Origin of the sequence: Gordonia heveisoli, from assembly GCF_030315745.1 — a bacterium.
In the GTDB taxonomy this organism is placed as follows: domain Bacteria; phylum Actinomycetota; class Actinomycetes; order Mycobacteriales; family Mycobacteriaceae; genus Gordonia.
In genome coordinates, this window is sequence record NZ_JASXSH010000008.1 from 105037 (window position 1) to 117811 (window position 12775).

Sequence of the window (12775 nt, forward strand, 5' to 3'; positions counted from 1 at the left end):
TACCGCCTCGTGTCGAACGCCTACATCTCAGGCGGGACCCCGGTCGGAGTCCGCCACATCATCCAATGTACCAACATTCGTTGTCGACGTTTCGGCGGGAACGTCGTCGGACGGCTGTGCGGCGTCGAAATAGGTCGCCGCCTCGCCGATCGCCTTGGAGATCTGTTCGTCGAGCGCCTTGCGGAAGGTCGTCTCGACGATGTCGTGCGCCATCGGCCGCACCGTCTGGATGAGATCGGCCATCTTGCTGACCGCCTCTTCACCGAGGTGGGGCAGATTCTCGTCGAAGTATTTGTCGGTGATGATCGAGACGAAACTCTTGGCGACGTCTTCGAGGTCGTCCTGGACCCGCACCCACCGGTCGAGCAGGACGTCGATGTCGACTCCGTTGCGCACCAACAGCTCGGCGCCTTCGAGGACCTCGGGGTTCCGGATCGCATAATGGGCGCCGTCCTTGGCCAGCAGTCCCAGTTTCTGACTCAGCGCGATCGACCGATCGGTGGCGTTGAGAGTCTTACGCAACTCGGTGATGGTGATGGTGGCTGCGCGTTTGAAATTGCGGAACCGGCCCGGCTTCGGCGAGCCGCGCAGCACCTGGTCGACGCGCATGCCGTAGTGGGCGGCATGCAGCAGTTCACTGATGGTGGCGAAGGTGTAGCCGCGTTCGAGCATCCGCGAGATCAGGTTCAGCCGGACGAGATGTTCCTCGGAGTACCAGCCCACCCGGCCGCGGATGATCGGCGCGGGCAGCAGTCCGCGGTCCTGGTAGACCCGGATGTTGCGCACGCTAACCCCCGACGCGTCGGCCAGGTCGTTGATCCGATACTCCACGACGTCAGTGCCTCTCGGTGGCGAAGGTGAACGGTTGCCCGATACCGTTCATCAGCGCTTCTTACTGAACCACGACTTGCCCTGGATGTCGTCGATCCGGGGCCGGACGTCGACCAGGTACACCAGCATCGCCACCACGCCGATGATGTAGAGCAGCGATGGTGCCTGGAAGAACCAGATGAACAGGGCCGCGCCGGTCAGCAGCGCAACCCAGATCACCTTGGACTGGCGGTCGATTGCCGGGAAAGCATCGGGCCGCTGGATCGCGGCATGAACGAGAGCCACCACCGCGGCCACCCCGGCGATCACCGTCAGAGCCCACAGGATCAGGTTCTGACCGGCCGCCATGATCGAGAAGAATTCCACGCCAACACTCTAGTTCTTGGGGGCGGCCTTCTTCGCCGCCGCCTTCTTCGCGGGGGCCTTCTTGGCCGGCGCGGCCTTCTTCGCAGCCGCGGTCTTCGCAGGTACAGCCTTCTTCGCGGCGGTGGTCTTGGCCGGCGTCGCAGTCATGGCGGAGGCTGCGGTCTTCTTCGCGGGAGTGGTTTTCTTCGCGGGAGCAGCCTTCTTCGCCGCCGCGGTCTTGGCCGGCGCCGTCTTCTTCGCCGGAGCCGTCTTCGCCGGAGCCGTCTTCTTCGCCGGAGCCTTCGACGCCGGAGCCGTCTTCTTCGCCGGGGCTTGTTTCGCCGGGGCCTTCTTCGCCGGGGTTTCCGTCACGGCAGCCGACTTCACCGGCGCCGACTTCACCGCGGGTGCGGACGACCCGCCGGCAAGTTTCGCGGCCCGCTCCCCGACGAGCCGGGTCTGCGACGACACCACACCGAGCGCGTCCTCGGTGATGCCGACGGCATCGGCGTACACCTTCTCCAGCTTGGGCAGGTTCGCCCCGACGAGAGGCTGCGACTTGATTCTCTCGACGACCTCCTCGCCGCGCTCGGACAGCCCGGCCAGCAAACCTGCGGCGACGGCGAGATAGGCCTCGGCCACCTTGCGCAACTCGTCGGGGGTGAATTTCGCCCGCAGTTCTTCGAGTTCGGCGGGCACCTCGATCGGCAACGCCGACAGCTTGTTCTTCGCCTCTTCGAACAGGGCAAGGGCGGTGGCCAGCGCCTCGTCGATCTTCGCCTGCGCGTCCTCGCGGGAATCGGCGAGCCGGGCCTGGGTCTGATCGACGCGGGCGGCGATCCGCGCCTGGGCGGTCTCGACGGTACTGACGATGTGTGCCTGAGCCTGGTCGCCGGCGGCCTCCCCGCGTTCGCGAACCTCGGTGAGCAGTGCTGACACCTGCGCGACAGCCGTCGCCAACGGGTTTTCGGTCATGTTCTTCACTCCTTGCCGGTCAAGTCGGTATCGGGGGTCTGACTGTCCGCATTCTCGCGACGGAAGGACTCGTAGATCTCCAGCAGCATCTGCTTCTGCCGCTCGTTGATCGATTTGTCCGCGATGAGTGCGTCCCGGACCGGGCTGGCCGGGCGCTCCTCCAGGATCCCTGCCCGGACGTAGAGGACCTCGGCCGACACGCGCAAACCCTTGGCGATCTGTGCGAGAACATCGGCCGACGGTTTGCGCAGCCCGCGTTCGATCTGACTCAGGTACGGGTTCGACACGCCCGCACGTTCGGCGAGTTGACGCAGCGACACCTCTGCCGCCACGCGCTGGGAGCGGATGAACGCGCCGATATCTTGGGCCGCGTTGGCCACCACGTCGGTGACCGCCGAACCGCCCTCCTCGTCGGACCCGCCGGATGCAGAGTCGGCCGCACCATCCACCGCCTCGACGGATTCGGCGCTCTCATCCGACTGCATCGTGCTCCTATCGCCGATTGTTGTGGTTCCTCAGTATCGACGTGAGTGCTAGCTGGTGCAAGCACACGGTATCGAGGCGGTGATCACGTTCGCCGACGACGGCCCGCCTCGATCGGCACGGCTCAACTGAAGATCAGAACCGACACGGTGTAGATCGCCAACCCGGCCAGGGCGCCGACGACGGTACCGTTGATCCGAATGAACTGCAGGTCACGACCCACTTGGAGTTCGATCTTGCGACTGGTGTCCTCGGCATCCCAGCCGCGCACGGTCTCGGTGATGACCGAGATGATCTCCTGTGAGTAGTTCGCGGCGACGTGATGAGCACCTCGCGCGACCCAGCGATTCATCTTCTCCTGCAGCGGCCGGTCGTCGCGGATGCGGGCCGCGAGGCTGATCACGGCGTCGGCCAGGGTGTTGCGCAGGGTGCTGTTGGGGTCGTCGAGCATCTGCTCGACGACGGCCTTTCCGGTCTTCCACGCGGTGGAGGCGGCGCCGGTGATCTCGTCGCGTCCGACGAGTTCGTTCTTGATGCCCTCGAACTTCGCGATCATCGCCGGATCGTGCTGCAGGTCGGCGGAGAACCGTTGGACGAATTCGTGCATGGCGCGCCGCAGCTCGTGGTCGGGGTCGAGCTTGACTTTGTAGGTGAAGTCGACCAGTTCGCGATAGATCTTGTCGCCGACGAGATGGTTGACGAACCGCGGGGTCCACGACGGTCCGTCCCGGTCGACGACCCGATCGATGAGGTCCTGGCTGTCCAGCGCCCATTCATGCGCCCGGTCGCAGAGCAGCTGGAACACCGGTTCGAGGCGGTCCTCGTCGATGAGCTGTTCCAGGATCCGCCCGACCGGCGGCGCCCACTGGGGTTCGGCGGCCCATTTCAGCGCGGCCTGGATGAGCTGTTCCACATCCTCGTCCCGGAGCATCTCCGAGGTCAGTTTAATGACCCGCGCGGCCTCGTCGGCGACCCGCGACGCATTGCGCGGGTCGGCCACCCAGGTCGCCAGCCGACGCGGCGCGTCGAGCTGCTGCGCCCGGTAGACGACGACTTCGGTGGTCATGAAGTTGGCCTCGATGAACTCCCCGAGCTGGTCCCCGATGTCGTCCTTCTTCTTGCGGATCAGCGCGGTGTGCGGGATCGGCAGTCCCAGCGGATGCCGGAACAGGGCGGTCACCGCGAACCAGTCGGCGAGCGCACCGACCATCCCGGCCTCCGACGCCGCCCGGACATAGCCGACCCACGCGGCGACGTCCACACCATCGCGATGCTCGAGGTAGCGGGTGAACAGATAGACGATCGCGGCGAAGACGAGGAAGCCGGTGGCGACGATCTTCATCTTGCGCAGATCACGCCGACGCTGCTCATCGCCCGCGCTGGCACCGAAGCCGGGCGCGCGGGGAGCGTGCGGACCGGCGAGCTCTCCGGTGTCCGGAATGACTGATGACGACATGGGTCCAGTCTTACCCTCCCCGGACACTAGTCTTGGGTGCCGTGCCCGAAGTCCCTTCCGCCAGCCCGTTGTGGCCCGCTCCGACCGAAGCCGCGCCAAGCGACCCCCGACACGGGACACTGGCCCAGTGAAGTCCAACCGCACCAACCCGGCCGCCGCGGCGCGCACCGCGCTGTCCGCCGCGGCCACGGTGACCCGTGGGCTGGAACAGGCGCTGCTGCGCTCACCGTCCGAACCCGAAGCCAAACCCGATGGTCGGCGGCAGCGCTGGGAGAAGCACAAGCAGGCCCGGCGCACGGAACTGACCGACGGGGTCATCGAGGCGATCCGCGCATTGGGCGCCGACGTCGGCATGGACGAGATCGCCGCCCACATCGGCGTCTCGAAGACGGTCCTCTACCGCTACTTCGTGGACAAGAACGATCTCGGGATCGCCACCACGGTGCGATTCTTCGACACCACGCTGCTGCCGCGTCTGGTGGAGGCCATCTCCGACGACGTCGACGAGTACACCCTGACCCGCACGGTGATCGGCGTGTATGTGCACGCGGTGGCCGACGAGCCGAATCTGTACAAGTTCGCGCTGGCCTCCTCCCCCACCTCGTCGCCCGCTCCCGCGGATTCGCAGAAGCTGGTCGCCACCCTGCTCACCTCGGTGATCGTGCTGCGGCTGACCGATCGCGACGCCGAGACCGCCGGTGCCGAAGTCTGGTCGAACGTCCTCGTCGGCGGAATCCAGCGGGTGGTCGACTGGTGGATGGCCGAGCGGACCATCTCCGCGGAGGAACTCATCGACTATCTGACGATGATGGCGTGGAGTTCGATCGTGGGTATCGCGGCGGTCGGCGGTTCGCGGGCGAAGTTCATGGCCGACCCACCTCCGCTCCCCAACCCGCACGCCTCGGAGGAGTCGCGGTGACGCGGGTCGCGCTGGTCACCGGCGGTAGCCGTGGCGTCGGACAGGGGATCGCCCGCGCCCTGCTCGACGACGGATGGGTCACCTATGTGACCTCCCGGCACGGTACCGGCCCCGACGGGAGCATCGCCCTCACCTGCGATCACGCCGACGACGTCGCCGTCGCGGCCGTCTTCGACCGGATCGGCGCCGACCACGGGTACCTCGATCTGCTGGTCAACAACGCCTGGGCCGCACCCCGCGGATTCGGAGGTTTCGCCGAACCGTTCTGGCAGCGACCCGTGGACGACTGGGACACCCTGATCGGCATCGGGGTGCGCGCCCATTACGTGGCCTCGGTTCATGCCGCGCGGCTGATGACCGACGCAGGCAGCGGGCTGATCGCGAACATCTCCTCCTTCGGCTCCCGCGGACACCTGCATTCGGTGCTGTACGGGATGAGTAAGTCGGCGCTGGACAAGATGGCCTTCGACATGGGCACCGAACTCGTCGGCACCGGCGTGTACGCAGTGTCGTTGTGGCTGGGCCTGATTCGCACGGAGTTGCTGTTGTCGCTGGGAGTCGACGAGTTCGCCGGTTTCGATCTGCGGCGGGCCGAGGATCCCGAATTCGTCGGCCGGGTCGTCGCCGCGCTGGCCGCCGATCCGACGTTGCCGGAGAAGAATGGACACACCTTGATCACCGCCGAACTCGGCGCCGGGTATGGAATCGTCAACAACGATGGCACCCAGCCGGATTCACATCGTTCCGCCTTCGGCGGCGGAGCATTGTTCCCGCCGGCCGGGGACCACTCCTGACGCGCAATCCCGCAGAGACGACAGAAGGGCTCGACGATGGCCAAGAATGACAGTGGCGGCTGGCAGCAGCCCGCCTGGAACGCGCTGCGGGTGGGCACCCTCGGCCCGATCGCCGGCTTCGACCCCGAGTCGACACCCGGGTTCGACGGCGACAAGACACTGGGCGAAAATCTGCTCGCCGAACGCGGTCAGCGACTGGCCGCCCTCCAGGAGTTGTTGCACGCCAACGGTCGTGCCGGTGACAACCGTTCGGTTCTCCTCGTCCTGCAGGGTATGGACACCGCGGGTAAGGGCGGCATCGTGCGACACGTCGGCGGACTGTGCGACCCGCAGGGGCTCACCATCAAGGGATTCGGTAAGCCCACCCCCGAGGAGCTGTCCCACGATTTCCTGTGGCGCATCCACAAGGCACTGCCGCCCGCGGGTCACATCGGGATCTTCGACCGTTCACACTACGAGGATGTTCTCCCCGTCCGGGTGCACAACCTGGTGCCGCAATCGGAGTGGGAGAAGCGCTACGACCTGATCAATCAGTTCGAGAGCGAGATCGTCGAGCAGGGCACCACGATCATCAAATGCGCGCTGGTGGTGTCCAAGGACGAACAGAAGGCGCGGTTGGCGCAACGGCTGGAACGTCCCGACAAGTACTGGAAGTACAACCCGGGGGACATCGACGAACGCGGCTACTGGGATGACTACCTGACCGCGTATCAGGCGATCTTCGATCTCACCGACAACGACCATGCGCCATGGCATCTCATCCCGGCCAACCGTAAGTGGTTCGCCCGGCTCGCGGTCTGCGAGCTACTCATCGGCGCGCTGGAGACGCTCGACCTCGACTGGCCGCCCGCCGATTTCGACGTCGAGACCGAACGCAGGCGGGTCGCAGCGCTGGACTGACCATCGAAACGCGAACAGCCCCACCGCGAGGTGGGGCCGTTCGTCAATTCTGTTGTGCAGCAGCGAGATCAGATCTCTTTGGCCGGTGCGGCCTTCTTTGCCGGGGCGGCCTTCTTCGCGGGCGCCTTCTTGGCGGGCGCCTTCTTGGCGACCGGCTTGGCGTCATCGATCGCGGCGGCGGCCTCGTCGGCCTCGGCCTTGATGTTCTCGCCGAGCTCCTCGACCGCGATACCCGCGTCGACCGCGAGATCCTCGACAGCCTCGGCAACCTCTTCGGCCTTACCGCTCACCCGGCCGGCGAGCTTCACCGCGCGGTCACCCACCAGGCGGGTCTGGCTGGAAACCACGCCCAGCGCATCTTCGGTGAGGTCGACGGCGTCGTTGTAGACCTTCTCCGCGCGGGTCAGGTTCTCGGCGACGACCGGGCGGGTCCGCAGGCGTTCGACGGCTGCCTCGCCGCGCTCGGTCAGCGAGTTGTAGAACTCGGTTGCCTTCTCCACGTACGGGTCGACGACCTTGCGCAGTTCCTCGGAGCTGAGCTTGGCACGCAGTTCGTCGACGGTGGGCACCTCGCCGGGCAGCGACTCGACACGGGTGCGCGTCTCGGTGAAGCGGGCCTGCGCGGTCTCCGGCAGGGCCACGATCTGGGACTTGGTCTCGGCGTAGCGGGCCTCGAGTGCGGCCTGGGCGCTCTCGGCGGCGGTCTCGGTGCGCTCGCGCAGTTCGGTGAACTTCTCGGTCACCTGCTTGACGGCAAGGTCACCGGCGCCCACGGCGGCGTAGAAGGGGCCGGTCAGATTCAGGGTGCGTTCTGCTGTGGTCACAGCGGACTCCTTTGATTGTGGTCACCAATCGCGCTGCAGCACTTGCGGACTCGGGTCGCGCGTCATTGCCGATCCGAACTTCGATCGCGGCGCCATCGGTCTTGGTGTTTCCACCGACAAGTATCCACGCGAGTGCTAGCAAATGCAAGCATGCAGCTAGCACATGTGGTCGGCGTCACCACTGGACCTGCGCCGGACAGCCCGCTACCTGGCCTATTTGGCCTCATACTCGTAGAAACCGTGGCCGGCCTTCTTGCCGACGCGGCCGTCGGTGACCATCCGCACCAGCAGTGCCGGCGGCGCGTAGAGCGGCTCGTCGAATTCCTCGTACATCTTCTCCGCGATCACCTTCACGGTGTCGAGCCCGACGAGATCACTGAGCTTGAGCGGACCCAACGGGTGCGCACAGCCGAGAACCATTCCTTTGTCGATATCCTCCACCGAGGCAAAGCCGCTCTCCACCATGCGAATCGCGGACAGCAGGTAGGGGACGAGCAGCGCGTTGACGACGAAGCCGGACCGATCGGCGGACCGGATCACCTGCTTGCCGAGGACGTCGTTGGCGAAGGTTTGCGCCCGGGCGGAGGCGGCCGGAGCGGTCTGGACGGTGGTGACGAGCTCCATCAACGGCAGGACCGGAACCGGATGGAAGAAGTGCATGCCGATCACGCGGCCCGGATCGGTAGTAGCCGCAGCGAGTTTGGCGATCGGGATGGACGACGTACTCGAGGCCAGCACGGCATCCGGATCGGCGACGATCGCGTCTAGCCGACCGAAGATCTCGACCTTGACAGCCTCATCCTCGACGACCGCTTCGACGACCAGCTGACGATCGGCGAAATCCGCCAGATCGGAGGTGAAGGTCAACCGCCAACAGGCCTGTTCGCGTTCACGTTCGGTGAGTTTGCCGCTGGACACACCTCGATCGAGCGAGGCGAGGACCCGACTCCGGCCCGCGGCGGCGAGTTCACGCGTCGGCTCGTAGACCAGGACGTCGACATTGGCACGGGCACAGACCTCGACTATTCCCGCACCCATCTGACCGGCGCCGACGACGCCGACACGGGTGGGCTTCTCGGCTGCCATGACGCCGCCCTTCGGTTCGAGATTGTGTTGCACTGGAAGAGAATTCGCACCCATCGCCACACGGCGACCCAGTTCAGGTGCAGAAATGAATCCGGGGTGAGCAGGCGTACCTGCTCACCCCGGTATTCACTCAGGCATGAGTCATGGTGCGACACATGGTCGCGATGACCGGGCAGTTCCTAGTGGAACTGGCCCTCCTCGGTCGAGCCCTTCAGAGCTGCGGTCGAGGTGTTGGGGTCAACGGTGGTGGCGATGCTGTCGAAGTAGCCTGCGCCAACCTCACGCTGGTGCTTGATGGCGGTGAAGCCACGCTCCTCGGCAGCCTTGAACTCGCGCTCCTGCAGGTCGACGAAGGCGGTCATGCCGTTGCGGGCATAGCCGTGGGCCAGGTCGAACATGCCGTAGTTGAGCGAGTGGAAGCCGGCCAGGGTGATGAACTGGAACTTGAAGCCCATCGCGCCGAGCTCCTTCTGGAACTTCGCGATGGTCGCGTCGTCCAGGTGAGCCTTCCAGTTGAAGGACGGCGAGCAGTTGTAGGCCAGCAGCTGGTCCGGGAACTCGGCGCGGACCGACTCGGCGAACTTGCGAGCGACGGCGAGATCCGGAACGCCGGTCTCCATCCAGATGAGGTCGGCGTAGGGAGCGTAAGCCTTCGCGCGGGCGATGCAGGGCTCGATGCCGTTCTTCACGCCGTAGAAGCCTTCGGCGGTGCGGGTGCCGTCGAGGAACTCGCGGTCACGCTCGTCGACGTCGGAGGTCAGCAGGGTGGCGGCCTCGGCGTCGGTACGGGCGATGACGACGGTGGGCACGTCGGCGACGTCGGCAGCCAGGCGAGCCGAGGTCAGGGTGCGGATGTGCTGCTGGGTCGGGATCAGCACCTTGCCACCGAGGTGGCCGCACTTCTTCTCCGAAGCGAGCTGGTCTTCCCAGTGCGAACCGGCGACACCGGCGGCGATCATGGCCTTCTGCAGCTCGTAGACGTTCAGCGCGCCACCGAAGCCGGCCTCACCGTCGGCGACGATCGGGGCGAGCCAGTTGTCGACCGAGGTGTCACCCTCGACCTTGGCGATCTCGTCGGCGCGCAGCAGCGCGTTGTTGATGCGACGCACGACCTGCGGAACCGAGTTGGCCGGGTAGAGGCTCTGGTCCGGGTAGGTGTGGCCCGAGAGGTTCGCGTCACCGGCGACCTGCCAGCCGGAGAGGTAGATGGCCTTGAGGCCGGCGCGCACCTGCTGCACAGCCTGGTTACCGGTGAGGGCACCGAGGGAGTTGATGTAATCCTCGTTGTTCACCAGATCCCACAGGATCTCCGAACCGCGGCGAGCGAGTGTGGCCTCTTCGACAACGCTGCCCTGCAGCTTGACGACCTGCTCAGCGCTGTAGTTACGGGTAACACCGTTCCAGCGGGGGTTGGTGTCCCAATCCTTCTGGATCTCTTCGGCGGTACGGGGCTTTCCGACGTTGCTCATGCCTAATTCGCTTTCGTTGTCCTGCTCCCCGACGGATTCAGTCGGGACGTAACCCGGCGCGCCGCCGGGCTTCGGTGCTGTGACAGACAGCCAAGGAGTTTCTCGAGGGCGATCTTGCGAACTCTTCAAGTTTCCTCGGTGGTGCCTGAAGCAAGAGTGCCACAGGACAAACCCGCAGGTCCAACGAATGCAAAGTGCAAAATCGGGCCAGTTTTTCCCAACGCCTTGCAAAGTTTGCAAATATGAAACTGTGAACGCCACGGCTCCGATCGCAAAAAAGTACGCCCGTACTGCGTTTTTTCGATTTGCCGGGCAGGCGTCGGCGATGCGTTTTGCGGCGTCGGCCACCGCGCGGCCGCACCGGCAACCGACCTCCGGTGTGAGGGCATTCACAGCACCGTGGCTACTGGCGAGTAGTCAGCGGCCGGGCGATGTGACAGCCGCGACCGCCGATCCGAACAGGCCGACGAACTCGGCGTCGGCCAGTGGGGCGGCCGGCGCACCGGCAGTCGCGCTCGCCGGGGTGGTCTCGCCTGCCACGGTCAGCTGCACCGTGACCGGACCCGTCTCGGCACGGTCGAGGACCGCATACCCGGCCAACGAGATCTGCTTGCGGATGCCACCGTCGGGCAACGTGGAGGTGACCTCCGAACGCAGCAGCAGCATCCGCTCGTCGGGACGTAGACCACCCTCGACGGCCGGTTCGGCGAGCGTGGTGAATTCGGTGACGACCTTCGTCCCTCGCAGATTGCCGCGCACGATCGTCGTCTCGGTGCGGGCGCAACCACTGGTCGACGCCCGGAGGTCGGCGACCAGATCCCGGCGTACCTCGGTCACCAGCTCGACGAGCAGCGTGCGCGCCCGGCGGGCGGCCAGCACCGCGGAGTTGTCGGTGCTCAGCTGGTCGTTGAGTTCGGCATCGGCGGTCGGCCGGCAACCGTCGGGCACGAAGGGCTGCGCTGCCGCGGCCGCCAGTGCCGGACGATTCTGTTCGACGAGATCGGCCACGGTCACCGGCGCCGGGAGAGGCACGAATCCCCGCGGCAGCTGTTCGGGCCGCAGCAGCAGATCGGCCGGAACCAGGCGACGCGCGGTCACCTCCGAGCCGGTCGCACAGCCCGCCGACAGCAGAATCGACAGCGCCGCCGCGATCACCAGAGCCGGACGATTCCCCGCGAGCAGACGCACGCGGCCACCGTACCCTGAACCACAGAGCGCATTTCGGAGGTGAACCCGGTGACCAGAACCTATGTCGGCTCCCGACTGCGGCAGTTGCGTTCCGAGCGAGGCCTGTCGCAGGTGGCGCTCGCCCAGACGTTGTCGATCTCGCCGTCCTACCTCAACCAGATCGAGCACGACGCCCGGCCGCTGACCGTGTCGGTGCTCTCCAAGATCACCGAGGCCTTCGGCGTCGACGCGGGCTTCTTCGACTCCCAGGACGACGTGCGGCTGGTCGCCGAACTACGCGAGGTCCTACTCGACGACGAGGTGGAGGCCGGGCCCCATGCGAACGACGCCCAGCAGATCAGTTCGCTCGTCGCCGGCCATCCCGAGATCGCCCAGGCGATGGTCAATCTCCATCGGCGCTACCGCATCGCGACCGATCAGCTCGCCGCGGCCACCGACGAACGCGGGGACGGCAGTATGCGTGGCTCAATCACCGCACCCCACGAGGAGGTGCGCGACTACTTCTACCAGCGGCGCAACTACATTCACGAACTCGACGTCGCGGCCGAAGAGATGACCACCCGGATGCGGATGCATTCGGCAGACATCCGGCGCGAGATCACCAACCGCCTGGAGTCGGTACACGGGGTGACCATCGTGCGGCGCGTCGACCTCGGCGACTACACCCTGCACCGCTTCGATCCCGAGACCCGACGGCTGGAATTCTCGGCTGCCCTGTCCGCGGGACAACGCACTTTCAAACTGGCCACCGAGCTCGGCTACCTCGAATATCGCGACCTCCTCGACAAACTCGTCGACGAGGGAAACTTCACCAGCGAGGACGCCCGCGCTCTCGGACTCCTCGGCCTGGCCAACTACTTCGCTGCCGCCGTGATGCTCCCTTACCGTCAATTCCATGGCGCGGCAGAGGATTTCCGTTACGATATCGAACGGCTGTCGGCGTTCTACTCGGTGAGCTACGAGACCATCTGCCACCGACTGTCCACCCTGCAGCGACCCAACCTACGTGGCATCCCCTGGTCTTTCGTGCGCGTCGACCGCGCGGGTAACATGTCGAAACGACAGTCCGCCACCGGTTTCCACTTCTCCTCCAGCGGCGGTACCTGCCCGCTGTGGAATGTGTACGAGACCTTCGGTTCCCCGGGCAAGATCTCCACTCAGATCGCCGAGATGCCCGACGGACGCAACTACCTGTGGGTGGCGCGCACCATCGAACGCCGGGCCGCACGTTTCGGACAACCCGGCAAGACCTTCGCCCTCGGCCTCGGCTGCGAACTCCGCCACGCCGGCCGGGTCGTCTATGCCGACGGCCTGGAGATCGGGCCGCATGCGCGCGTCACCCCGATCGGCGCCGGTTGTCGGGTCTGTGAACGCCAGCAGTGCCCGCAGCGCGCATTCCCCGCGCTGGGTGCGACCCTGCGAGTCGCCGAGCACAGCAGTACCGTCTCGCCCTATATGGCGACCGAGGACAGGTGACCGGCATCACAATCGAATAACAGGTTCGT

Annotated in this window: 13 protein-coding genes; 4 read left to right on the forward strand and 9 right to left on the reverse strand. The window is 65.9% G+C overall.

Annotated features, from left to right (window positions below):
* Positions 1-27: 27 nt before the first annotated feature.
* From QSJ18_RS09215 to QSJ18_RS09235, 5 genes are all read right to left on the reverse strand, one after another.
* Entirely contained in the window at positions 28-831 is an 804-nt protein-coding gene (locus tag QSJ18_RS09215; protein WP_286326087.1) for a MerR family transcriptional regulator, read from the reverse strand.
* 51 nt (positions 832-882) lie between these two features.
* Positions 883-1179, reverse strand: a complete 297-nt coding sequence (locus QSJ18_RS09220; RefSeq protein ID WP_462476036.1) for a DUF2516 family protein — start codon at positions 1177-1179, stop codon at positions 883-885.
* A 27-nt stretch (positions 1180-1206) separates the two neighbouring features.
* Positions 1207-2151, reverse strand: coding sequence for a heparin-binding hemagglutinin (locus QSJ18_RS09225; RefSeq protein ID WP_286326089.1), 945 nt, complete (start codon positions 2149-2151; stop codon positions 1207-1209).
* Positions 2152-2156: 5 nt separating this feature from the next.
* Positions 2157-2636, reverse strand: coding sequence for a helix-turn-helix domain-containing protein (locus QSJ18_RS09230; protein ID WP_286326090.1), 480 nt, complete (start codon positions 2634-2636; stop codon positions 2157-2159).
* Between the two features lie 122 nt (positions 2637-2758).
* Positions 2759-4090, reverse strand: coding sequence for a DUF445 domain-containing protein (locus QSJ18_RS09235; RefSeq protein WP_286326091.1), 1332 nt, complete (start codon positions 4088-4090; stop codon positions 2759-2761).
* Positions 4091-4217: 127 nt separating this feature from the next.
* Between QSJ18_RS09235 and QSJ18_RS09240 the strand changes: the two genes are divergently transcribed.
* From QSJ18_RS09240 to QSJ18_RS09250, 3 genes are read left to right on the forward strand one after another with little or no spacing between them, the layout of a single operon-like run.
* On the forward strand, positions 4218-5009 hold the full coding sequence (locus QSJ18_RS09240) for a TetR/AcrR family transcriptional regulator (RefSeq protein ID WP_286326092.1): 792 nt from the start codon (positions 4218-4220) through the stop codon (positions 5007-5009).
* Complete coding sequence (locus tag QSJ18_RS09245) at positions 5006-5803, forward strand: SDR family NAD(P)-dependent oxidoreductase (protein WP_286326093.1); 798 nt, start codon at positions 5006-5008, stop codon at positions 5801-5803. Before QSJ18_RS09240 ends, QSJ18_RS09245 begins: the two co-directional genes overlap by 4 nt.
* 36 nt (positions 5804-5839) lie before the next feature.
* Positions 5840-6703 carry a polyphosphate kinase 2 family protein gene (locus QSJ18_RS09250; RefSeq protein WP_286326094.1) on the forward strand — a complete coding sequence of 288 codons (864 nt, stop codon included), beginning with the start codon at positions 5840-5842 and terminating at the stop codon, positions 6701-6703.
* Between the two features lie 68 nt (positions 6704-6771).
* Here the strand turns inward: QSJ18_RS09250 and QSJ18_RS09255 are convergent, their stop codons facing one another.
* The 4 genes from QSJ18_RS09255 to QSJ18_RS09270 form a co-directional block, all read right to left on the reverse strand.
* Entirely contained in the window at positions 6772-7527 is a 756-nt protein-coding gene (locus QSJ18_RS09255) for a heparin-binding hemagglutinin (RefSeq protein WP_286326095.1), read from the reverse strand.
* A 213-nt stretch (positions 7528-7740) separates the two neighbouring features.
* The gene (locus tag QSJ18_RS09260; RefSeq protein WP_286326096.1) at positions 7741-8613 is read right to left on the reverse strand and encodes a 3-hydroxybutyryl-CoA dehydrogenase; all 873 of its coding nucleotides are present in this window, start codon (positions 8611-8613) and stop codon (positions 7741-7743) included.
* A 179-nt stretch (positions 8614-8792) separates the two neighbouring features.
* Entirely contained in the window at positions 8793-10082 is a 1290-nt protein-coding gene (gene aceA / locus QSJ18_RS09265; RefSeq protein WP_286326097.1) for an isocitrate lyase, read from the reverse strand.
* A 417-nt stretch (positions 10083-10499) separates the two neighbouring features.
* Positions 10500-11270, reverse strand: coding sequence for a hypothetical protein (locus QSJ18_RS09270; protein ID WP_286326098.1), 771 nt, complete (start codon positions 11268-11270; stop codon positions 10500-10502).
* Between the two features lie 48 nt (positions 11271-11318).
* Between QSJ18_RS09270 and ramB the strand changes: the two genes are divergently transcribed.
* Entirely contained in the window at positions 11319-12746 is a 1428-nt protein-coding gene (gene ramB, locus QSJ18_RS09275) for an acetate metabolism transcriptional regulator RamB (RefSeq protein WP_286326099.1), read from the forward strand.
* Positions 12747-12775: the final 29 nt, after the last annotated feature.